Genomic DNA, 22041 nt, shown 5'->3' on the forward strand with positions numbered 1-22041 from the left:
TTGAAGACGGAGTGCAGGTTGTTGAACAATCGGACTGGAAGGCCGCTTGATGATATTTTGCTCATACACCAGAATTGACAATAACTCATAAAGGGACTGTTCAAATTTTTGGAGGGGTTACCTTTACCTTGCAGATTAAAAATAAATAAATAATAACGCAATAAATAAAAAGTGGTTTGATAAGAAAATTGAAAATTAAAATTAGCCGCAAAAAAAGATCATTTGAATGCCAGAGAACATGGCAGAGGGCAAGGAGATTGAGGTCCTGGTAGGGTTTAACATATAAATACAGTGTAATTTTTTTAATGATGATAATAGCTATTAAACTGCAAAAAATTGCAATGAGATGCTTTAACGGGAACAGCAGGTCAAAAAATTTTTTTTTGTCCATAGCTTCTAGTCAGAGGCTTATTTCTTTATAACTAATTCAGATAGTAAGGTCTTGTCAAAACCCTGCAGTGGTTTGCCACTAATAGTCAGGTACAGTGCACAATTAAAAATAGTATTAAACGTTTTACTAATAATACCCCCTAAAACAAGCAAAGCCAGAATGATTGGTATATTGACGGGTAAAGATTGATTCGTTTCCTTAAAAAGATAGGCAACCAGGTAGAATAGGCCAATAATTACTGCAAGCAACAAAAACAAGATGAAATTTGCAGAGAGCAATTTTCGCCAGCCTTTACCAATGAGTTTAATTGAATGTTTGAATGCTGTAATCGGCCCTATGTCCTCTACAATCATGATTGGCAAAACGAAATAAGTGGTAATTGCCCAAGAAAAGCCCAAAATAGCTGAAAGAATATCAGAAACAATATCATGTGTTCGTTCCAGTGCATTAATGAGGATACACACCGTGGCGCTAATGAAGGTCCATTGCAATAAAGGGCCTGTTCTTTTTAAAGTACTAAACAGGGCATGGAAAACCGTCATTTCATTTCCTTGCATACGTTCGATAACACAAGTAATGAGTGAGGCGTTAAAGTAAAGGATGACAAAGGACAATAAAAAATAAAAAAGCAATAAACCAATAATCAGAATGGCTGCATTGGTTTGGTAATATTGGAGCAGTACATCTATCTCAAAAAATGAGGCTCCCGCCAGAGAGGCAATCATTACTAACATTGCAACTAAGCTAAGTAAGGGCAAGACAATCAAATCCGGATTTTTTTTCAAAAACTGAATACAGCAGATTAAGAAATTCCAAGAGTTTTTAAGACGTTGTACCAGGCTCATGTTACACTCTTGCCAATTAGATTTCTTGTAGTATAGCTTATTTGCATCGGTTAAAAAGGACATTAGCAATACTCATTACCAGGAACAAACGATTACAGCGATTTAAATAGGGTTAATGCCCGATAATTATTGTTAATAAAGGGACTTAATTATGCAATCTGCAATTACAGCAATAGGAACTGCCAATCCACCTTATAAGCGCAGCCAGAAAGAAATTGCCGACGTCATTGGTATTAGCCTGAAACTTAATCCCGTTAAAAGAAGACTATTAAAGGCTATTTATAAATCATCCGGAATCGAAGAGCGTTATAGCGTATTGAGTGATTATTGTAAGATGCCGGGTGAGTTTGTATTTTTTCCCAATGAGCCTACAGCAGCTTTTCCTACTACTGCGCAACGGATGGCTATTTACAAACACCATGCTTTGACGCTTGCGCTTCATGCGATTCAAAATTGTTTAGCCAGGGCAACCAATTGCGTTAAAAAAGAAATTACACATTTAATTACCGTGAGCTGTACGGGTATGTATGCGCCGGGAATTGATATCGAAATTGTACAGCAGTTAGAGTTAAATTCATCTACTAACCGTATGGCCATTAATTTTATGGGATGCTATGGTGCTTTTAATGGCATGAAGGCAGCGGATGCAATTTGTCGTGCGCACCCGGATGCAAAGGTATTGGTGGTTTGTATTGAGTTGTGTTCAATTCATTTTCAAAAAGATCTTGCTACTAAAAATATTATTTCAAATGCCATTTTTGCTGATGGTGCTGCCGCAATCTTGGTTGAAACCAAACCACAAAATCAAATCTGTCTGAGCCTGGAATCTTTTTATTGTGATTTAATTCCACAGACTAAGCAGGAAATGGCATGGCATATTGCTGATCATGGTTTTGATATTGTTCTTAGCGCTTTCGTACCAGAGGTTATAAAATCTGGAATTGCCAGTTTTATGGAGAAATTACTCAGCCATTCGACTTGGTCGCCTAAGGAGATTGACTATTATGCTATTCATCCTGGTGGCCTTAAAATTCTGCAAGCCTGTGAGGCTGCGTTAACGATTAGCGCAGATGACAACCGCTATTCTTATGAGGTTTTACGGAAATATGGCAACATGTCTTCTGCTACCGTTTTATTTGTTTTAAAAAGCATATGGGATAGCTTAGGGAAACAGGATAACAATAAGTCGATCTTTAGTTGTGCTTTTGGGCCGGGATTGACTTTGGAGTCAGTGCTTTTAAAGATACACCACGTCTAAAGACCTGTTAGGTGTCTCCTGTCTTTTGTCTGCGCTTCGCTGCTTACATTGAACGTTCAATTCGAATAAGCCATAACCGTGCAAACACGCGACCGTGAAAGCTCCTATTATGGCTATAGAGTTTTTAACTTAGGCCTGGTATATCAGCAGGGAAAAATTCATTTTCATCGTTATCTTGCGGGATATTTAGCTGGCTTAACAGATCGGGAGTAATTTCAACAATTGCTTTATCCCTACAGGCAAAATAAGTTAAGAATTTCGAGTTTTTCAATAGAATAAGGCCGCTGACAGTCCAGCCTTTACCGATACCTTCATAGATTAGATAATCATAAGCCTTATTTTTGAAGCGTAAATAGATTCCGCCCCCGCCGCTAAACATTTGGGAACGGCCCTGAAAAGCTTTGCTAGCGGGTACAGTCTGATTCGCTGGATAAGTCAATTCAACTGCCTTTTTATTACCGAAACGATATTGAATATAACCATTAGTAGCAGATAATTCCTTAGAGGCACACAAAGAAATTGTTTTGTTTTGTTTTGTCATACAGGAAAATAAAATCGTTTCTTCTGCCTGACAAAGGCTGTTATTGCTTGCCACAGCGTTCATCATAAAACAGCTGAGGAGGAGGGATAAGCAGGGTTTATTATTTTTCATATTCATTCATTGGACAGTTTTTTTTAAAACTATAACCCGTTAGTGTGAGAATTGCAGCAGCTAAATTTGTCTGATGAAAAATCTTAAAAAATGATATTCTTTGCGCAAAGCGAGATGGAATAAGAGAGTTCTTAATAATGGTTTATTTTCATGAAATTGATGTAAACAAATTTCTAACTGAATATTGGCAAAAAAAACCATTGCTAATTCGCCAGGCATTACCTGATTTTGTTAATGCACTTACAGCTGATGAGTTAGCCGGTTTATCAATGGAAGAAGAGATAGAAAGTCGCCTTGTTTTTGAAACACCAGAAAAAGCGCCTCATTGGCATTTAAAACGAGGGCCCTTCGTTGCGAAAGATTTTAAAACGTTACCTGAAACGCATTGGACCTTACTCGTCCAGGGTGTAGACCGCTTCATTCCAGAAGTAACACAAATGCTTGATTATTTTAATTTCATTCCTCAGTGGCGGGTGGATGATGTCATGATTAGTTATGCCGTTGAGCATGGCAGTGTGGGACCTCATTACGACAACTATGATGTTTTTTTGTATCAGGCACAAGGAAAGCGGAAATGGTCGTTAACGACCAAACATTGTCGGGCAGATAATTATTTACCCGGCATCGAATTACGTATTATGCAACAGTTTCTGACGGAGGAAGAATATATTCTTGAAGAAGGGGATATGCTCTATCTTCCTCCCCATGTTGGACATTATGGGATAGCTATTGGCAATGACTGCATGACTTATTCTTTTGGATACCGTAGTTATCAAAGTCAAGAATTGTTAGATAGTTTTGCAGACTATTCAGCAGAAAAAAAACGGCCTGGTCTTTTATATGAAGATCCTGATTGGACTGTTAATCAGGGTTCAGCGGAAATACCAAGGCAAGCCTGGTTAAATGCAAAAAAATTATTGCAAACAGTTATAGACGATGAAAACAATTTGCAACATTGGTTTGGCTGCTTTGTGACCCAATTGGATCAACAGGCCGAAACTTTATTACCGATACCTTTGGCGGAAGAGGAAATGATTGATATTGGTCTTTTTACCCGGCAGCTTAGTGAAGGCGAGGGGATGATTCGTAATGCATCTTGCCGCTTTGCTTACCTGGTAAACGCTCAAGAGTCTCGCCTTAACCTATTTATTAATGGAGATGAGTGGCCTGACAAGGATGTTTCGCCTGCTTTAATCAAATTGGTTAGTAACCATCGTTTGTTAACTAATACTGCGCTCCTGCCTTTCCTTAACCGGGAACAGGATCTGGCATTTTTATTTAAGTTATGGCAATTGCAATGGTTAGAACTGATTGACTAGCTACAGACATTAGGCGATTTCATACGGTTAATAGCGGGTAATTGTGGTATAGACTTTGCAAGTTAGTAGTATCCGTAAACAAGGGTTGAGGGATTGGCAATGTGGAAAAAATACCTGAGCGTGTTTCGCAAGAAATCTCTTTTGTGTTTTGCCATACTGGGGGGGGTGCTCAGTAATCCAAGTTTTTCTGAAGTCCGAGAAATAGCCATCACTATTGATGATTTACCTTTTGTCGGTTCAGCAAATGGTAAGGCTTCCAATTTACAGCGAGAACATGATCGCTTTATGAAAATTCTGCAAACATTGCTTGATAAGAATGTCCCAGCTACTGGCTTTGTGATTGCTGGCTCAATTGAAAAGGGGCAATGGGAACTTTTAGAGCAATTCCAACAAGCCGGTTTTATTTTAGGGAATCATACTTATTCTCATCGAAGTTTAAATAACGTCAGTGCTGAAAAATACATCGAGGATGTCGATAAGGCAGATAAAATTTTAACGCCTTTAATGACAACACAGAAATATTTCCGTTATCCCTACCTGGCCGAAAGCAAAGGGGAGAAAAAACAGAAGGTCTATGATTACCTTGCTGAACATCAATATATTATTGCGCCTGTAACGATTGATACTAAGGATTTTCTGTTTAATAGTCAGTTATTTGCTATTCCCTATCGTTTAAGGGAGCAAAACTTAAACCGACTCAAGCAAAGATATCTTGCCTATATTTGGAGTCAAACAGTCAGAGCAGAAAATAAAGCAAAAAAATTTAGTGGAGATAAGCCAGTTAAGCAAATATTGTTAATTCACGCCAATTTGATTAATAGCTATTGTTTAGGAGATATCATTGATTTATATCAGCAGCATGGATATCGCTTTATAAGTTTAGCTGAGGCATTGGAGGGTACTGCCCCTACGCTTATCACGCCAGCAGAAGCACCCAATGAAGAAGCTTTTGAAATGATTTTTCAAGACAGTGTTCTTAATAGTTTATTTCAGAAATATAAATCTTGATTGCTTTTAGGGTCTGTTGACATTTCTACTGTCTTGGCCGAAAATCTAGCGAAATGTCAACAAACCCTAGAAAAAAGGAATTGTCCTTTATTAGGACAATTCCTTTTGTTCGAGTTGAGTAATAATATGGCGTGGTAAAAGCAACCAGTAATGGCCAGCATTCTTCATATGGCCGGCAATGAAAGTCGCTTGTTTACCTGCTCCCCAATAAACGTCACCCCGCACCATTCCGCGAATTGCGCCACCTGTATCCTGGGCAATCATTAGGCGTTGAAATACTTTTTTATCGTCATGATGCTTATCGGGTCTGGTGGTATTTAGCCAAATCGGGGCACCTAGAGGGATATACTTACGATCAATCGCCAGAGAGTAACCGGCAGTCAAGGCAACACCTTGCGCACCATAAGCAGCATTTTGTTTTAAGTCCTGGAAGAAAACAAAGGATTTATTTTTATTTAAAACAGCGTCAATCTCTTTGGGATGTGCTTTAAGATAGCTTTTGATTTTTTGCATCGAAGCATTATCTTTTGTCATAACTCCCTTATCAATTAATACGCGTGCTATCGACGTATAGGGGGCGCCATTCTGGCCTGCGTAACCCACGTACATGCGTTTTCCGTCAGGCAGCTGGACAATACCCGAGCCTTGAATTTCTAAAAACACTCTGTCAATGGGATTATCAATCCAAACTAAAACCTCAGCTTTATTGGCGATGGCACCTTTATTGATCTCTTTACGTGTGTAGTAAGGTACTACGGTCTTTTTTTCTAAACGCCCAATAATCCGGCGATTTTTTAAGCTTGGATCAAAAGGAGCTAAGTTAATTGTAATGAGATCAGACGGTAAACTATAAATAGGGATATTGTATTTCTTGGTTTTAGTTAAGCTTCCATGAAGTAAAGGCATATAGTAGCCCGTAAATAAACCTCGTACTGGCTCGTTATTGGAAAATTCAACGACTTTAAACCATTTTTGGAAAAATTGTTGTGCTCTTGTCTTTGAGGTAGAGGTAATCGACAATGCTTCTTGGCAAGCCGGGTGCCAATCACCTGCTTTTAGCTCAATCTGTTGACTACCAACTGATTGCTCAGGATCTTGCTTTAAAAAGGTGCGGCAGGAAACCTGAAAGGTTAGCAGTGACTTCCTGACATTCGTTGTCTCCCAACCGGGTAATTGGGTAAAAGGGATTTGTTTTAAAACAACGGCTGTTTGTTCTTGCTGAGGCCAAAACCACCATCCGGCAAAAAGGCGCAGTGCAAGTAAACCAAAAAAAAGTGATGTGTATAAGAATTTTTGTTTCATAACTGGATAAATTTTACACTAAAAGAGATTAAATGCAACATTTATTTTATGGAGTAGAATAAGCATGGCACATATTAAGTTATCAAAACAAGGGGTTACAGCCTTTGAAAAACTTTTAGGTCACTTACCGGAAATTTCTGTCCAATGGCAGCAACTTGAAATGGCTTTCTTTCAAAGTAACACCTTTGATGCTGATTTTCTTGAGCAAGTCAGGCGTGTTTTAGCCTTTGACAATGTTTGTCAGTACTGTATGGCTAAGGCGGGACCTGCGGATAAAAATCCTGCGTCCAGTAGATTGGCCGCAGCGCTTCGTCTGGCGAATAAATTTGCTTTGGATCATTTATCAATTGATCAAGAGGAAATTACACACATGAAAGAGTATTTCTCTGAACGCGAATTGGTGGAATTACTTGCTTTTTGCAGTTTTATATCGGCAGCACAAAAGTTTAGTGCCAGCCTTGGATTACAGCCAGCCAATCACTACAGCGGCGAAATGGCTCAGTAAATTAAGAGGTTTGTTATTTGTCTATGGTGTTGCCAGATTTATTTACCCAAGAGAATGGGATATTTTTTACAGAAATCATCCCAGTTGTACCATGTTAACTTTCCTGGCGAACGATATTCTTTGGCAATTTCCTGTTGTAGCGGTAATTGTTCGCTAGTCGCATTAAATGATGTTTTCGCAGGTTTTACTAGCCAGGAAGCGCCAGCAGCCCGGTATTTTTTTATTAGTTCTGTGGCCGCATAATAACTGTTGGTAAACAAGCCGGGCCAAATAAAATCAAAATTATCAATGCCTAAGTCATCCATATAACAATCATTATTCATGATGTTGTTATTCTCTGCGGGACTGTCTATTTTAGGTCCAGTAAAATAAGCTAATTGGTAATCACCACTATCAAATTTGAATTGGGGAAATAATTTTTTAAATTGGGTTATGCATTGATAGATCAATTGAGCATCGTCCGTTATTTCTTCCCCTAAAGCAACATGCGCGTGAGTACTGCCTAGATTTCTAATATAACTAATAATAGTAACAGGCTCTTCTGCCTCATCATGGCTCGTGGCCATTGTTAATCCATAAGACAGATAAACGCCGGTTAATGGAGGACTTTTTCCTTTTAACAATAGCATGGGGATAAAGCGAACCGTATTCAGAATGAGACTTTTTCTTAAATGATAGGTTTGGGCTAGCATGGCAGTTAGTAATTGATTATTTCTACCCGCACAAAGAAAATAATGCTTTGATTTAAATAAGAAAATTCCTTTTGAGGTTTTTATCTCTGCCTGTTTAATCGTATTTTTTTCTTCGCAATAAATCAGTTTTTGTACTCGCGCATGAACAATTTGTTTTCTGTGTGGCTGTGATAAAACGGTTATAATAGCACAGCCATTAATTGTTCCTTCTTGTACTGAGAAAAGTCGTTGTTGAGGGGTTAATTTACAACCCAGACCTTTTAAATTTGCTGGGACTTTTTCTAAGCATTGATAAGGTAGTGATTTTGTCTGCCAAATAGATTCTAGTTGTTGGGCATCGGATTCATTGGCTATAACATAAGCATTATCTTTTTTCCCGCATTTCTCATGATGTTGCTTGAAAAACTCATCCCACCAATGGCTGCTTTCAATCGTGGAGGCCAAACTATTAAAATAACCTCTATTATAATAGCCGTGGGTATGATTGGACTCTCCCTCACCCAAGGCCTGATCCGTCACCAGGACAAGCGATTGTACACCGGCCTTTTTGAGAAGATTTAAGAGCATTAGGCCCTGGATACCACCGCCAATAATAAGACAATCACAGTTTATTGTTTTCATAACGAAATCTAAAATGATTTTTCTTTAGTATAGATAGTTATGGTATGAAAAGGACAATAGCTTTAAACGCCTTTGGCATATTCATGGGCTAGTACGACTTGTAAGCCCCCAGCTGTAAGTGAGAGGAAATTATAGCCTGGATCAATGGTTGTACGTTCTAACCATTCATTGGCGATACAGATATCAGTAAGTTTTTGAACTTCAGCCAGAGTGACATCACGCTTAAATTTTTGAGACAGTATAGCAACAACTGATTCATCAATATTCATAAAAATAGCATCTCGGCTCTTTCCTTGAGCCTTCATTTCTTCATAAAACAGCAGCAATATATCCACTTCATTCATGATAAATCCTTTTAATCTTCTATGCTTAAAATATAGACAAAATAGCGGAAATTAACAGAGCTTTCTAACAAGGAGTAAAGCTACTCAATTCACCATACTGGTTCCATATTGTAAATCGTCCTCATCATGATCGATGACATCGACATCGATTACTCCAATCTCCATGACCTCTGAACCCAGATCTTCCTGCTCCATGACCTCTGAATTCCGAGCTTCTTGCCTTTTAAAAAAACCATGGTTCCCAGAACCTGCCTTAACCTTCTTGGGTTTATGATCTTCAATAGCTTGCTCAAGCTCAAGCATCAATTTCACTCTAGAAGGAAGATGGTAGGTATCTTTCTTGCGCAGTTTTGAGACTACTGGTATTGGGCTTTCATCCGTATCCGTATTTTCCTCCATTTGAGGCATGGCAAATTTTGCAAAAACTTCCGAAGTATATTTACCTACGGGTTTTGCTTTTACCGAAGTACAATTCGTTTTTTTCAGCTGCCAAGGCATGTCTTCAAACTCTTCAAGCTCTGTATACTTACTTTTTATTGTCTCAATTTCTTGAAGCATTCCGACAATTTTTTCGTTTTGAGGAAACACCTCAAGAACAGATTGATTCTCCAAGAGGGTAGACTCAACAAGGGCAACGAGTTGTTTTGCGTTTTCATCCTTGTGAAATTGTTTGGCAATAGGGCCACCATGCTCGGATAGAAGCGCTTCATACTCCTGGATAAGTTTGGTGTACTCGAATATACTTTGTGGGAGATAGACATCCTTCATATACTTATAATAGTCTTGTGACCAAGATGTAGTTTCCCGTTGTATATCATTTAGCACTCTATGAATTTCCATATCCAACTCATGTAATTTTGCCTGAATTCTTTTATGTTCATCGACAAAAAAATCATAAGCCTGTTTAGCGTACACTTGCATGCCGAGGAATGATTGCAATACAGGAATCAAGGGAGTTTTAAATTTTTTACTCAACTCTACGTAGGTATTGTATGAGGTTCCCGGAGAGCATAATCGGTTGAAGTCTGTCTCACGTTCATCCCAAATCAAGCGGCTTTGGCGACTTAATTGCTTCCAATCAATGGTGTCGGAAAGATTAGTTGCGACCAGGCCACTATAAATGGCATTAGCAGCAAAAAAGTCACCTTTAAGGTAGCAAAAGTTCATCAATTGAATATACATATCATAATAAAAAACCCGTAGCGTGGGATCTTCTTGCTGCAGAACCGAGAAATTAATCAGCATTGATAGATTATTAAAATAATTAATCATCTCATCAATATTTTGGAATTTTTCGCGCGATTTTTCCGATTTGTTATCTTTAAAATAAAGGATTTCTTCCGGGGAAATTTTTGTAAACAATAAGCGGGAATGGTCCGTAATGCAATCGCTTAAATTGTCTAAAAAATCATTGGCTTGCAAAAAAAATTCATCTCTATTTTTTTTGTTGTGCTTATAAATGTCATGGAAAAGAGTATGGAGATCGTTTTCCATGACTTTGTACATTTCGCTATCTAAAATTGGGGGCATATTAATTTTTCTCTGAATACAATTAATGACAAGGAATAATTTTCTAAAAGGCCATCATACAAGTTCATTCTTAGTATTTTATTAAGAAAAATAAGCAAGTTAATAAATGCTTTATACGAAGTATTTTAAAATAGCAAGGTAGGGAGCAATTGGTAACTGATTTTAAATATATTTGATAAGAGCTTTATCTATCTAAAATAAGGTAACCGGGGCAATTAATAGAAGGACTCATGGAGGCGTCCAGAATTACAGCGTCTTGATTAAAAATATTCATTTAAATTTATTGTAGAGCGCTTGCCAAGATGGCGAAAATTTTTTTCTAGCCACTCCGAAGCTTCTCTACGTCCTTCCTCGAATAATTGACAAAGAAAGGTCCAATCAAAATATAATTTATTGGCTACTGGGTAAGCTTGCATGACTTTGTCAGCTCGCAGGATATGCAAATAAACCTGTTTCATACTTTTTTTATATTTTTCCTTAATACAGTCTTTGCCGAGTAATTCGTTAACAAAAATTAAATCCTTTATTTCTCGTATTAACGAAGAATTAAAACTAATTTCATTAACCCGATTTAAAATATCGGTTGCTGATTCGGGAACTTGCTCTCGAGCAATTGGATTCGTATGAAGAATTAAAATGTCATGATTAGGTGAATAAGAAATAAGAGGGGAGAGTGCCGGACTTCCTATATAACCGCCATCCCAGTAATAATCGTCATCGATTTGAACAGCTTGAAACATAAAAGGGACACAAGTCGAAGCCATAATAGCATCTATGGAAAGATGCTCATTATTAAAAAGTTTAACCTTGCCTGTTTTTACATTGGTCGCAGTGATAAAAAGTTTTGGTGTATGAGCAGTTTTGATTTGATCAATGTCTAGTATCGTTTTTAAGATTTCCCTTAGGGGATTAAAATTGAAGGGGTTTAACTGATATGGTGAGAACATTTTGCTCATCAAGTCAAATGCAGTAAAGGACAAAGAGTGTTCAAGGTTTATGGCAAATAATTCTTCTATTGGGGTAATTTTTATTGGATTATATAACTGCCCCGCATTGCTAATCATTTTCCAAAGTTTATATAAAGTTTCGCGGGCTTCATCATTACCACCTTCAATTAAGCCATAGACAAGCGCGGCTGCATTCAGTGCACCTACACTGCTGGCTGAAATTGAATCAAAATTTATACGTCCATCTTCCAGGAATTTATCTAAAACCCCCCAAGCTAGAGCACCATAAGCTCCGCCTCCTTGTAGCGCAAGATTAATCGTTTTAGGATTGGTGGTCATGATAAACGCGTCCTATGTCTAGATTCCCTCTACCCTATCTGTATAAGTATAATTCTTTATGGAATTTAATTTGATCAAAATGTGGAATTTATTTTCCCTCGTCCTTATGTTGCGGAGCCACTAACAAGTATGCAGTTTCAATTGCATGGCGGGATTCAGAGCTATATTACATGAGATAGACGTCTTTGAACTGCCCATTAAAGAGAAGAGTTTTGATTCTTTGATTGGTTGGCAAACTAATGTCAAGGTGTAGATAAAAGTTAAGTTTTGTAGTAGGTACTTTTTAAAACATAATAAATGGGGCCTAAAACCAAACCGTAGATAAGATGGCCGACTAAAGAAAGTTTATTGTTTTCAAAACCGGCAAAACACCACTGTGCAAATAATGGAATATCATTTGACAAATAGGGCTGTAAAGTCATGAGGCCTAGAACCCACATACTAATGCCGAATGCAGATCCCCAAATAGTTGCACTCAGCCAGGAATTTATTAAGCGGCCTAACAGGAGAACGAAAGCGACACCAGCGATTAAACTAATGCAAAGGTGCACAAAAAAACCACCAAGCCTGGTAGGCATGCCAATGATACTTCCAAGATCTTCAGTCATCCCGTTCATTAGTAGAAAGAAAGCAAAAAAAAGCCCTGCGACAAGACCTGCAAGCAGGCCATTACTAATACTTCTAGGATTACTCATGTCAAGATTCCTATGACTATTCTAGGGGCTGTTATCATTTCTATTGCTAGGTAGGGTATAAACTCAAGCTAGTGAAATGTAAACAGCGCTAGTACTTATTATTTTTTTTGCATTATTTAATTTTTTAGCTTTTTTACCATGAAATTGCGGTTTATTCACAAAATTTGTTGATGTTAGTTTACTTACAACGCTCTAAATCTTGGATTAAATTGATCGTATTCGATTACGCTCCAGGTTTAAAGAGAATGTCCTCTTTATTAGCAAATTCTTGTGCTGAACTTGAGATAGCGCTATCTTAAAGTTTGGCAATCTAAACGAAAAGAGCTTAATCATATTATTTCAGGAATAGTTTTAATTTTCTTCTATCCAAATTCGATTACACCTAAAGGAGAAGGCGATGTGGTCAAAAGAGGAGTTAACTGGCGGAATGGAAGCCTGTCCTATTATTTTCACCGAACTCGATACGGTACTGGTGGAAGATAAATTGGACGCCAGCCAGGCGAGAGTGAAAGTTAGTAAAGCAGTATGGCTAATTCGAGAAAGCTCAATACCTGACTTGCTAGTGGTTTCCTATTTTGATCAAAAAAAGCGGCAATACACCCACATTGATATTGGAAGAGTGAAAGGCAGGTGGGGCTTTGCTCCGGTCGGTGATGCAGATATACAGGTCTTCAAAAGACAAATTGAAGCTTCCTTTAAAGAAAACAGGATGGAAGATGGCGCGATCAAACTTGTTCATTTTCTTGCGGAGTATGACTTTGACCTCACGAAAATATTAAGACCCACATCAATTGAGGCGACAAAAAATTCACAATATATCAATTACATGCTTAATGAAGAGATGATACAAGCCTGCTGTGAGGTCTATTAAGTTTAATTAGTTATCGCCGGTCGTGCTGAGAGATAGACACAAAATATAATATATTATTTTATACTTCCTGCGGCCTACATCCTGCGTTTTATACGCGAGAGGTTGGCCGTAAAAATTTGGGAGTTCTCTCAGGAGCCGACCACTAAGACTGAGTTTGGGCATTTTACTGTGCCAGCCAACTGGCTATTATTTCATGCTGTGCCAAATCGAGTAGAGCGGGAGCATGTCCGGCATCCTCGACTTCCAAAACCTCAATATCAGGATGAATTCGGCGCATCTTTTTTATGTGTTCGGGAAGCAGCAGATCTGAATGGCGACCATGGATCACCATTACTGGGCATTTAATTTCTCGCCAGATAGACCAAAGGTCAATATCAAATAAAATACCTTCCAATGCTTTGTGAGGATTGGATAGGAATTCTTTTAGGAAATGACCATGCCATTTAACATCTTTAATTCCGGGATCCAATTTAACTACATAAATGCCAGGTGAGCGTTCCTCAATACTATGCTCAGTAAACTCCTCCCATTGCTCCTCGCTCAATGCACCGAAGGTAGCATAGATAGTTTTGAAATATTCTTTAGCCTCTTCCTTACTCAAAAACTCAGGATCCTTACCCGCATATTTGGATAATCGCCAAAGAGCATGAACAGGTATCTGTGGGCCAACATCATTCATAATTAGACGACGAATAGGGGAGTTAGGCAAGGCAGCGATCATCATGCCGATTAGACCGCCCATGGAGGTGCCAATCCAATCAATTTCTGTTGTTGCGGTGCGAGCAATCAGTGCATTCATATCGAGAATGTATTGTTCATAAGTATAGTGATGGGAATCCTTGAACCAACTACTATCTCCACGGCCAACAATGTCTGGGCAAAAGACGTGATGATCTTGCAGGCTCAAATACCTGGCAAGTGCGTCAAAATCACGTCCATTGCGAGTTAAGCCATGGACACAAATAACAGAAGAGCGTGATGCAGTGGGGATACCCCATTCAGTATAGGCAATTCGATGAAAGCCTTCTTTCGATATAGAAAGAAAATTATTTTGCTTCATTTCACTCCTTCCTTCCTGTGGTATTTATTAAGTCCAAAATGAGCTTATTTTAGTTTTTAACTATAGTACATAGCTTCCAGTGCGTTTTGACCCACTTAAAAAATAGCTGAAATTAGCTGGAATCTCTTACAACAGCTTCTTATCAAACCTTTAACAATCAGATAGTTGCACTAGAAATTCATTAATTGATCATTAGGTATATAAATTCTACATTTCGATTCTCTGTGAATCTATAATTAAAGAAAGCTCAGAGAAATGGTGGTAACGATGAAAGATGTTTACGCAGAGCAAACCTACCATTTAGAAAAAGGTCCAAGAAACAAAAGTGAAGCTACTTATGATCTTGAAAAAATTGCATTAGCTTTTTTAAACGAATCAGATCATATGATTACAGTCTTTTACAACGGACGGCAAGAACTGGAAGTTCGAATTGATGATCATACTTATAATCTTACAAAAATCCTTGAGCATGCTGATTTCGAACACTTAGAATTTGCGGATAATACCCTTGATGGTTATGTTGCCTTTCTTGGAAGAAAGACAAATAGATATAGACCTCATCTGGATGAGGAGCCTGAAGATAATTTGAATGAGCAGATTCAGTCTGCCGAGTCTACAAAAACAGTCGAGTTTATAGAGAAACCTACAGAGAAATTGACAGAAGAGGCTACAGAGGATCTGACCGAAGATCTTACCGAAGAACTCATAGATGATATTACGGAGGACCTGACAGAACTGAAATACGTGGAGCTTGCAGACCTGGAGCTTGATGAAGTGGGGGTTGCAGAGAATGAATCCGGGCAAAAAAAAGATGATTTTCCTACTCGAAAAGATTTCCAATCTCGCGATCCCGAAGGTATTTATGACGATTTGTCTTATGCTGAAAAATTGGCAGTTAATATTTATACAACCCCAGCCTATTACCATATAAATGCATTCTTAAGAACTCGTGGAAGAAGTGAAAATCTAAGAAAATTACCGGCACGTGAATTGGCTCAACAAGTGCAAGAAACTATTTTAGTCTGTTGCATTGCAGCTCAAGGGCTTAATAAAATTGACATACAATCTCTGGAAGGCGGTGATGAGTCAGTAAAGTTGGAGAAGTTAAATCGCTTTGAAAAAAAGAGCGATATGGAGGCTGTATTTCAAGAGCGAGTTAATGATGTTAAAAGGAAAAGAAAAGAAAAAAAACAAGAAGCCTTCATCAGTTCTTCATTGAAAGATGATATTAATTTGAGCCAATATGATACTTACGTCACTATTTATCAGCCCTTTGGAAAAAATCCCTTGGGGAAAAGAGTGGAGTTACTGGCTGATCTAAAAAAAGAGAGAGAGGTTCTTTTCACCCCTGGAACACAATTAAAATTTTATGGATACCGTAACAAGGAGAGACATCACTATTTTGCTGCTATTCCAGTTCGCTCTCTTGAAGGAGCTGCTGAGTCACTCAGGTATTCGGCAAAAAATATTGCTATACGTGATGGGCTTATAATATTGCATGAACAGCTTGCCCAAGCCCTCGGTACTTATCAACGGGAAAGAAAACCGGCGAAAACAGGCTTTTTTTCAAAAATACATTTTTCTTCCAGTAAGAAAATTTTACAAAAAATTGATGGCTTAATTGACTTTTTAGCAGTGAGTAACCCACTCGATCAAGCAAGTTATTTGAAAAAATTACAGGAAATAAAAAAATTAATAAGCGAAGAGTTGATAAAAGCCAGCAAAATTAATCCTTCTGAATCGAATAAACAAGTACAGACTGTTGTTCTCGCCATGAGGGATGTCAATCAATATGCAGAAGAGCAAATTCAAGTGGCAAATAAACGTCTTAGTGAAGGCGTTGAGCCATCGAGGCTTTTGGCTGACATGAAAAAACTCGATAAGGAAGTTCGTGCTCGAATTGAAGAGACAACGGATGCCATGGCGAATATACAACAAATAAAAGCTATTTGTGCGGATAGATACAGCGATAAAGTCTATTATGGTAATGCGGCATTAAATAGAAAAATTCTCCTGGATAAGGAGATAGCCGATTTATTAACACCAGACACCATTGCTTTGATATTTGATGAGCATCAACAATTAAAAAAACAAGGTAAATTAGGTAGATTAAGCCCTGAAGATAGTATAGCGATTAAAAGAGATGAACAAGAGAAGGATACCTATATTAGTTTAGCGGATGCGTTATTGTTTGGATTTAAAGATGGACTTAATGTTATTGAGCATCTTCCTAATAACGATAAAAGATATGGCCCCAAAGAATACGATGAACAAAAAAAATCGTTTAGAGAAAATACTGGCAGAATTATCGAAAACCTTCTAAATGCGAGTAGGTTGTTTGGTTTAAATCCCAATGCAACGAAATATCAGCATCAGGAAAATGACAGTTCTTTTCTACCACTTGGCAGACGATTTGCTCAGATTGAAATGGTAATCGGGCTCATAAAACGTGATGGCCAGGGTGACGAGCTGGTTTTTGTTCCAGGCTTTGAAGCTGCCCATATCAGATCCCAATGTGTTCGGGGATTCCGTAATATTTGCCAGATAAAAGAAGAAGCGCCCAATGTTTATGTGGTTGTTGAAAAAGGCATAACAAGCTTAAATGACTTGGTGAGTAAATTTATTTCTGATCCGACATTACTTTTCGATAGTTCTATATCACATCTTCTTTATGATAGGGTCCACTTTGAAGCTTGTTTGGAGCAGGACACGATAATTCGTATAGAGAAAAACGAGTACAGATTGTCTGATTTTTTTCGTGAAGTTATTAAACTTTGTGCGAGTTCACCAGATTATTATGCTGCACAAGAACAGTTTGATTTGCGTATGCACGTGGTAGAAGCTCATCTACAAGAAAAATTTCCCAAACAATGGAAGCAAGGAACAGCCTTAATCAATAAACCACCGAAGAATGATGTACCGAATCTGCTCACAATGTAGATTAAAATCAAGTCATTACTTCGAATAAGTAATGATTTTCTATGTCGTGCTTATAGTCATTGACGTGGAGGAGCTTTCGAGTTTATAACTAAGTTAAATAGTAGGGACGATTTAAACTTTATGAAAGCCGCAATTATTGAAAAGTATGGTGATTTTAATCAATTTACCATCAAAGACGTACCTGAGCCTGTTGTTCATAACAATGAGGTTTTAGTCCGCGTTCAAGCGTGTAGTGTCAACCCTGTTGATTGGAAAATTCGCTCTGGTGCCTTGCGTTATGTTTATCCAATTAAGTTACCGGCAATTTTAGGCTTTGATTTTTCTGGGGTCGTGGAAGGTGTAGGTGCGGGTGTTAAGACTTTTCAAATTGGGGATGAGGTTTATAGCTGTTCCAGTAAGAAAGAAGGCCAGGCTTATGCGCAATTAATTGCTGTAAGCGAAGCAAGCCTTTCTTTGAAGCCAAAGAACATAGATTTCAAACAAGCGGCGAGTATTCCCCTGGCTGCAATGACTGCGTTACAGGCATTAAGAGATAAAGGTGCTGTTAAAGCGAATTATCGGGTATTAATTTTAGGGGCTTCTGGCGGTGTTGGCATGTTTGCAGTGCAAATAGCCAAATTGCTGGGAGCTCAAGTTACAGCAGTATGTAGTACTGCGAATGTGGCTTTTGTGCAATTATGGGGAGCTGATAAAGTCATTGATTATCACGAGAGCTCTCCTTTTGTAGGCGATGAAAAATACGATGTGATTTTTGATTGTGTAGCGGCTTATAGTTACTCTCAGGCTAAGGAATTTTTAACCAAGCATGGTATTTATATTGCTACCTTACCAAGTCCTTCATTGGTTTTTAATAGTTTAATCAGCAAATTTACCCGGAAAAAAGCAAAGATCATTTTATTGCAAAAAAATAAGAAAGACCTGGACACGATTACGCAATTTATCGAAGAGAATAAATTAAAAACCCATATAGACAGTGAGTTTAATTTGCAAGATGTCGGTTTAGCTCATCAGCGCAGTGAAAGTCAACGGGCTGTGGGAAAGATAATCATTAACGTGGGTAATGATCCTGAGACGACATCATAAGAATGAAATTGAATTTATTTTCGCTCAAGCAACCAAATACTTAATAAACCAGGCCTTAGCCAATTGGGCTACTTCAGCGAGCGTACCTGGCTCTTCGAATAAGTGAGTAGCCCCGGTAATTAATTCCAATTTTTTTATGCAGTTCATTTTGGACATAGCACGCTGATTAAGATCAATAACAATTTCATCATTACTACCCACAATGAGTAGTGTAGGTGCTTTGATAAGACTCAATGCTTCTTTAGCTAAATCGGGTCTTCCACCACGTGAGACAATGGCTTTTATATTGCCTGGTTCGTTTGCGGCAGCAACAATAGCTGCCCCTCCCCCTGTACTGGCTCCAAAATAACCAATAGACAGGTGATAAACAGAAAGATTTTTTAAGCACCAATTGGTTGCGTCAATCAAGCGATCAGCCAAGAGAAGGATATCAAAGCGAAACTCCATTGTTGTTACATCAATCGCATCTTCATCAGGAGTTAGCAAATTAAATAACAAGGTAGCAATCTTGCCCTTATGTAAAACATCTGCAACATATTGGTTACGTACACTATGCAGATTTGACCCGCTACCATGAGCAAATAACACAAGACCTTTGGCTTCATTGGGTATATATAAAAGACCCTCAAGATAAATTTCTGCACTGGGAATAATTACGGGATGTTCCCTATCTACCGTGAAGTCATTCATGATGGACTCCTGTTGCAATAGAAGGGGTACGCTCCTCGTTTTTTTTTACTTTCTTTCAATAAATCAGATACTTCACTATCTGTAGTTTGTGAAAAATCGTCATACCATAAGCCAACAGCATAAAAATTGAGTGGTTTCATGGAATAGATAATTTTATCAACTAGAGCGCTCATTTCGTTATAAGTACTAAGAGCTATTACAGGTACTGCCAGGATAATACTTGCAGGTTTATGTTGAAGGATCGCTTTAATCGCTGCTCGCATGGTTGCTCCTGTGGCAATACCATCATCAACCAGAATAACTGTTTTACCTTGCAGATTCGGGGGAGGCATATTATCACGGTATCTTATTTCACGACGTTTTAACTCTTCTCGTTCGCTTTGTAAAATGAGCTCAATAGTCGATTGAGATATATGGAGGTCATCAATAATCTCTTCATTAAAAATGGTTGTTCCGCCTGTTGCAATAGCCCCCATAGCCAATTCTTCATGCCCGGGCACACCCAATTTACGTACAATAAAAACATCAAGGGGGAGTGCTAAGGCTTTTGCAATTTCATAACCAACAGGAACTCCTCCACGGGGTAAGGCTAAGACAATCACGTCCGGTTTATTTGCATAATCCTTCAATTGGGTTGCTATGACCTTCCCCGCCTCGTATCGATCACTAAATTTATCCATAGTGAATTACTCCCTTTTTCCAAGCACTATCCTTATTAGCTGTCCAGGGGGCTGTATTGGATATTTTTGATGATTCTATGTAGTTTGTTATCAATTATTTCACCATTGATATCACTAAAATTTTCTCGTGCTTGGTTGCGCATCCAAATAACTAATTTTTCAATATTATCTCCATGGGTTTTAACGGTTTTTCCATCCTCAAAATAGACTTTTGCTGTATATTTGTACTTCATTATTAGCTTTTAATTTAAATCTTATGCTTTAATTTTAGCAGATGTAAAATCATCTGTTTTATAATTAAAAGGCAATTTTGTTTAGGGAAGAAGATGAAAATTTTTATAGGTTATTTTATGAGAATTAAGCAATTTCAAAGAGAGTGCATGTCTCTTCTAGTATTATTGGCTTTGTTGTGCTCTCAAGTTGCTTTCGGCGCAATCAGCCAGGAAAGAATGATTTTTAAAAAATTATTTACCAATTGGACTACTGCGTTTAATCATCGTGAATTGGCTAAGTCATGTAATTTATTTTCTGTTCACGTTGTTGCAGATTATCGAGGGATAAGTAGGAAAAATTATACAAGCATCTGTAATGGTTTTAAAAAAATTTTTGCCGATGATATACGCAAATATCATTACAGTTTTAAATTACATGAAATTTATCAATCTGAATTTTTAGCTGCAGTACGAATTACCTGGTATTTAAAAATAACCAACAAAAATGGTAGGGTAACTCACGTTCAGGATGAAGGTTTGGATATTTTGGAAAAAAACAGCAAGGGTGAGTGGAAAATTATTAATTATCTAAGTTATCCAACAGGAAATTCAGAGGAATAAAGCTATTAAAAAACAGAGAAAGATATTGGTAATACTTAGTCTTTTTCTGACAGTTCCCCACGCTTTATTGATGAAGAAGTAAAAAATCGTTTAATCAGGTATATACTTAATTTTAGGTTGCTTCTAACACGCTTTTGGCTAAATGGGGGAGTTGCAATGATTAATCCATTTGAATATCAGCCCAAAGGGGATAAAAAAAATACAGATTATTTTAACGAGTATCGCATGAAAATATACGAGCGACGACAAGTTGTCGGCTTGAAGGAACTTTATGGGGATATTTGTGGAATCGTGGTGCAGGTACAAACAGGTGACGCGATTAGCTATCTAAATGAACTATATATCATGACACCGTATCGTTATGCTGTCAGTTATATTAGTGCAACACACAAAATTTATTTTCTTGTTAACACCTCCAATAGTCCTGTTTTTATTGTATTAGAGCCCTTAGATCCAAATTTCAAAGATGATATCACTCGTATCAATAAAATGTATCCCAACGGAAGAGAAAAGTTCAATGCTCGTTATGTCGGAGAAATATTTAAAACAAGGGACAAAGACGAGACTCGTAAAATTTTAAGATCACAGGATTTCCATTTTCATGATGCTGACATGACTGAGAATAAATTTTATTGTAATGAACATTTTTATTTTACTCGTTTATCAGATTATTGCTTCAATAGTACAGGTTATACCGACAGTGATATTTTTGATTTTGATAACCTCAATTTGGGACAGCGATTTTATTTAACCAAACAGGAAAAGAAACTTTTAGATAAAGCGGAACAATTTAGTATTGATAAAGGCATTAAACCCTTGCTTAAAGGGATTGATCATATGGCAACGCGAATTTTGGCTGGCGAGCGCGAAGATTCAATTTTAGAATTTCTTTGTTTGTCTAATTATTATTTCTGGGGGGCTTACAACATTGGTGATATGAATTCATCAACTAATGTAAATCGTGTCTCTCATGGCGAGGATATTAAATCGCCTGCTAAGGTATTTACTGCCAACAATACCCCTTTTATGGTGAATTCTTTTGAAGGCCTCCCCATGCCTACTGAGAATTTTGTCAGAAACTATGGGCGCCGCATGCATCATATTGCCATCGAGGTAACGGATGGCGATCACAGTACTGGTAAAAAGAATATCGATTATGTCATTGAGACTTTGCGTGACGAAGCCAATATTGAGTTTTTAGCTAAGATTTTTGGCGCATGTAAGGAAGAGCCTGATTTAAAACAAATATTTTCTAAGCACTCCCAATATTCAATCTTGATTACCGAATATGTTGAACGTTGTCATGGTTTTGATGGTTTTTTTACTAAAGAAAATGTGGCTGCCTTGACAGAAGCAGCAAGTTTGGATGAAACAGTAAAAACACATAATACAAAACATGGATTAATCGGTGATTAATCCGGGTGGCGTTGTTGTAT

At 37.8% G+C, this 22041-nt stretch carries 21 protein-coding genes; 9 read left to right on the plus strand and 12 right to left on the minus strand.

Translation table 11 applies throughout. The features are described 5' to 3' along the window. Positions 1-408: 408 nt before the first annotated feature. Positions 409-1236 carry a DUF6159 family protein gene (locus tag Lfee_RS00475; protein ID WP_058443318.1) on the minus strand — a complete coding sequence of 276 codons (828 nt, stop codon included), beginning with the start codon at positions 1234-1236 and terminating at the stop codon, positions 409-411. 151 nt (positions 1237-1387) lie between these two features. Here Lfee_RS00475 and Lfee_RS00480 point away from each other — a divergent pair, with 151 nt between their 5' ends. Continuing rightward, a complete protein-coding gene (locus tag Lfee_RS00480) occupies positions 1388-2494 on the plus strand; it encodes a type III polyketide synthase (RefSeq protein WP_058443319.1) in 1107 nt (368 codons plus the stop codon). Positions 2495-2618: 124 nt separating this feature from the next. Here the strand turns inward: Lfee_RS00480 and Lfee_RS00485 are convergent, their stop codons facing one another. Then, positions 2619-3146, minus strand: coding sequence for a hypothetical protein (locus tag Lfee_RS00485; protein ID WP_058443320.1), 528 nt, complete (start codon positions 3144-3146; stop codon positions 2619-2621). Positions 3147-3283: 137 nt separating this feature from the next. Here Lfee_RS00485 and Lfee_RS00490 point away from each other — a divergent pair, with 137 nt between their 5' ends. Together Lfee_RS00490 and Lfee_RS00495 are read left to right on the plus strand one after the other, a co-directional pair. After that, positions 3284-4465: a cupin domain-containing protein gene (locus Lfee_RS00490; RefSeq protein WP_058443321.1), complete on the plus strand. Its 1182-nt coding sequence runs from the start codon at positions 3284-3286 to the stop codon at positions 4463-4465. A gap of 99 nt (positions 4466-4564) precedes the next feature. Continuing rightward, positions 4565-5473, plus strand: a complete 909-nt coding sequence (locus tag Lfee_RS00495; RefSeq protein WP_238584838.1) for a polysaccharide deacetylase family protein — start codon at positions 4565-4567, stop codon at positions 5471-5473. Positions 5474-5563: 90 nt separating this feature from the next. Here Lfee_RS00495 and mltA read toward each other — a convergent pair whose 3' ends face one another. Continuing rightward, the gene (mltA, locus tag Lfee_RS00500) at positions 5564-6775 is read right to left on the minus strand and encodes a murein transglycosylase A (protein ID WP_058443322.1); all 1212 of its coding nucleotides are present in this window, start codon (positions 6773-6775) and stop codon (positions 5564-5566) included. 64 nt (positions 6776-6839) lie between these two features. Between mltA and Lfee_RS00505 the strand changes: the two genes are divergently transcribed. Then, a complete protein-coding gene (locus Lfee_RS00505) occupies positions 6840-7280 on the plus strand; it encodes a carboxymuconolactone decarboxylase family protein (RefSeq protein WP_058443323.1) in 441 nt (146 codons plus the stop codon). A gap of 38 nt (positions 7281-7318) precedes the next feature. Here Lfee_RS00505 and Lfee_RS00510 read toward each other — a convergent pair whose 3' ends face one another. The 5 genes from Lfee_RS00510 to Lfee_RS00530 form a co-directional block, all read right to left on the minus strand. Continuing rightward, entirely contained in the window at positions 7319-8593 is a 1275-nt protein-coding gene (locus Lfee_RS00510; protein ID WP_058443324.1) for an FAD-dependent oxidoreductase, read from the minus strand. A 62-nt stretch (positions 8594-8655) separates the two neighbouring features. Continuing rightward, positions 8656-8937, minus strand: coding sequence for a hypothetical protein (locus Lfee_RS00515; protein WP_058443325.1), 282 nt, complete (start codon positions 8935-8937; stop codon positions 8656-8658). Between the two features lie 84 nt (positions 8938-9021). Further along, on the minus strand, positions 9022-10467 hold the full coding sequence (locus Lfee_RS00520; protein ID WP_058443326.1) for a RasGEF domain-containing protein: 1446 nt from the start codon (positions 10465-10467) through the stop codon (positions 9022-9024). A 260-nt stretch (positions 10468-10727) separates the two neighbouring features. Next, positions 10728-11753 (minus strand): patatin-like phospholipase family protein, encoded by a 1026-nt coding sequence (locus Lfee_RS00525; protein ID WP_058443327.1) that lies wholly within the window; start codon positions 11751-11753, stop codon positions 10728-10730. A gap of 260 nt (positions 11754-12013) precedes the next feature. Further along, entirely contained in the window at positions 12014-12448 is a 435-nt protein-coding gene (locus Lfee_RS00530; protein WP_058443328.1) for a hypothetical protein, read from the minus strand. Between the two features lie 397 nt (positions 12449-12845). Between Lfee_RS00530 and Lfee_RS00535 the strand changes: the two genes are divergently transcribed. Further along, positions 12846-13319, plus strand: coding sequence for a hypothetical protein (locus tag Lfee_RS00535; protein WP_058443329.1), 474 nt, complete (start codon positions 12846-12848; stop codon positions 13317-13319). Between the two features lie 163 nt (positions 13320-13482). Here the strand turns inward: Lfee_RS00535 and Lfee_RS00540 are convergent, their stop codons facing one another. Further along, positions 13483-14379, minus strand: a complete 897-nt coding sequence (locus Lfee_RS00540; RefSeq protein ID WP_058443330.1) for an alpha/beta fold hydrolase — start codon at positions 14377-14379, stop codon at positions 13483-13485. Between the two features lie 267 nt (positions 14380-14646). Here Lfee_RS00540 and Lfee_RS00545 point away from each other — a divergent pair, with 267 nt between their 5' ends. Both Lfee_RS00545 and Lfee_RS00550 read left to right on the plus strand, forming a co-directional pair. Continuing rightward, entirely contained in the window at positions 14647-17319 is a 2673-nt protein-coding gene (locus tag Lfee_RS00545) for a hypothetical protein (protein WP_058443331.1), read from the plus strand. 120 nt (positions 17320-17439) lie between these two features. After that, complete coding sequence (locus Lfee_RS00550) at positions 17440-18402, plus strand: NAD(P)-dependent alcohol dehydrogenase (protein WP_058443332.1); 963 nt, start codon at positions 17440-17442, stop codon at positions 18400-18402. A gap of 24 nt (positions 18403-18426) precedes the next feature. Here the strand turns inward: Lfee_RS00550 and Lfee_RS00555 are convergent, their stop codons facing one another. Genes Lfee_RS00555 through Lfee_RS00565 form a run of 3 tightly spaced genes read right to left on the minus strand, consistent with a single transcriptional unit; the run spans position 18427 to position 20005 of the window. Further along, on the minus strand, positions 18427-19092 hold the full coding sequence (locus Lfee_RS00555) for a dienelactone hydrolase family protein (protein WP_058443333.1): 666 nt from the start codon (positions 19090-19092) through the stop codon (positions 18427-18429). Further along, on the minus strand, positions 19089-19772 hold the full coding sequence (locus tag Lfee_RS00560) for a phosphoribosyltransferase (RefSeq protein ID WP_058443334.1): 684 nt from the start codon (positions 19770-19772) through the stop codon (positions 19089-19091). The genes Lfee_RS00555 and Lfee_RS00560 overlap by 4 nt, the downstream gene beginning before the upstream one ends. Before the next feature lie 35 nt (positions 19773-19807). Continuing rightward, positions 19808-20005, minus strand: a complete 198-nt coding sequence (locus tag Lfee_RS00565) for a hypothetical protein (protein ID WP_058443335.1) — start codon at positions 20003-20005, stop codon at positions 19808-19810. Positions 20006-20098: 93 nt separating this feature from the next. On the opposite strand from Lfee_RS00565, the gene Lfee_RS00570 reads away from it, so the two are divergent. Together Lfee_RS00570 and Lfee_RS00575 are read left to right on the plus strand one after the other, a co-directional pair. Next, a complete protein-coding gene (locus tag Lfee_RS00570) occupies positions 20099-20605 on the plus strand; it encodes a Cif family virulence factor (protein ID WP_058443336.1) in 507 nt (168 codons plus the stop codon). A gap of 156 nt (positions 20606-20761) precedes the next feature. After that, positions 20762-22021, plus strand: a complete 1260-nt coding sequence (locus Lfee_RS00575) for a hypothetical protein (protein WP_058443337.1) — start codon at positions 20762-20764, stop codon at positions 22019-22021. Positions 22022-22041 lie beyond the last annotated feature (20 nt).

The sequence above is a fragment of the Legionella feeleii genome (genome assembly GCF_001467625.1).
Classification (GTDB): Bacteria; Pseudomonadota; Gammaproteobacteria; order Legionellales; family Legionellaceae; genus Tatlockia; species Tatlockia feeleii.

Bases quoted from the DNA above. Each gene is read 5' to 3' on its own strand.
- Lfee_RS00475 (WP_058443318.1), bottom strand. From the start codon at position 1,236: ATGAGCCTGGTACAACGTCTTAAAAACTCTTGGAATTTCTTAATCTGC.
- Lfee_RS00480 (WP_058443319.1), top strand. From the start codon at position 1,388: ATGCAATCTGCAATTACAGCAATAGGAACTGCCAATCCACCTTATAAG.
- Lfee_RS00485 (WP_058443320.1), bottom strand. From the start codon at position 3,146: ATGAAAAATAATAAACCCTGCTTATCCCTCCTCCTCAGCTGTTTTATG.
- Lfee_RS00490 (WP_058443321.1), top strand. From the start codon at position 3,284: ATGGTTTATTTTCATGAAATTGATGTAAACAAATTTCTAACTGAATAT.
- Lfee_RS00495 (WP_238584838.1), top strand. From the start codon at position 4,565: ATGTGGAAAAAATACCTGAGCGTGTTTCGCAAGAAATCTCTTTTGTGT.
- mltA (WP_058443322.1), bottom strand. From the start codon at position 6,775: ATGAAACAAAAATTCTTATACACATCACTTTTTTTTGGTTTACTTGCA.
- Lfee_RS00505 (WP_058443323.1), top strand. From the start codon at position 6,840: ATGGCACATATTAAGTTATCAAAACAAGGGGTTACAGCCTTTGAAAAA.
- Lfee_RS00510 (WP_058443324.1), bottom strand. From the start codon at position 8,593: ATGAAAACAATAAACTGTGATTGTCTTATTATTGGCGGTGGTATCCAG.
- Lfee_RS00515 (WP_058443325.1), bottom strand. From the start codon at position 8,937: ATGAATGAAGTGGATATATTGCTGCTGTTTTATGAAGAAATGAAGGCT.
- Lfee_RS00520 (WP_058443326.1), bottom strand. From the start codon at position 10,467: ATGCCCCCAATTTTAGATAGCGAAATGTACAAAGTCATGGAAAACGAT.
- Lfee_RS00525 (WP_058443327.1), bottom strand. From the start codon at position 11,753: ATGACCACCAATCCTAAAACGATTAATCTTGCGCTACAAGGAGGCGGA.
- Lfee_RS00530 (WP_058443328.1), bottom strand. From the start codon at position 12,448: ATGAGTAATCCTAGAAGTATTAGTAATGGCCTGCTTGCAGGTCTTGTC.
- Lfee_RS00535 (WP_058443329.1), top strand. From the start codon at position 12,846: ATGTGGTCAAAAGAGGAGTTAACTGGCGGAATGGAAGCCTGTCCTATT.
- Lfee_RS00540 (WP_058443330.1), bottom strand. From the start codon at position 14,379: ATGAAGCAAAATAATTTTCTTTCTATATCGAAAGAAGGCTTTCATCGA.
- Lfee_RS00545 (WP_058443331.1), top strand. From the start codon at position 14,647: ATGAAAGATGTTTACGCAGAGCAAACCTACCATTTAGAAAAAGGTCCA.
- Lfee_RS00550 (WP_058443332.1), top strand. From the start codon at position 17,440: ATGAAAGCCGCAATTATTGAAAAGTATGGTGATTTTAATCAATTTACC.
- Lfee_RS00555 (WP_058443333.1), bottom strand. From the start codon at position 19,092: ATGAATGACTTCACGGTAGATAGGGAACATCCCGTAATTATTCCCAGT.
- Lfee_RS00560 (WP_058443334.1), bottom strand. From the start codon at position 19,772: ATGGATAAATTTAGTGATCGATACGAGGCGGGGAAGGTCATAGCAACC.
- Lfee_RS00565 (WP_058443335.1), bottom strand. From the start codon at position 20,005: ATGAAGTACAAATATACAGCAAAAGTCTATTTTGAGGATGGAAAAACC.
- Lfee_RS00570 (WP_058443336.1), top strand. From the start codon at position 20,099: ATGAAAATTTTTATAGGTTATTTTATGAGAATTAAGCAATTTCAAAGA.
- Lfee_RS00575 (WP_058443337.1), top strand. From the start codon at position 20,762: ATGATTAATCCATTTGAATATCAGCCCAAAGGGGATAAAAAAAATACA.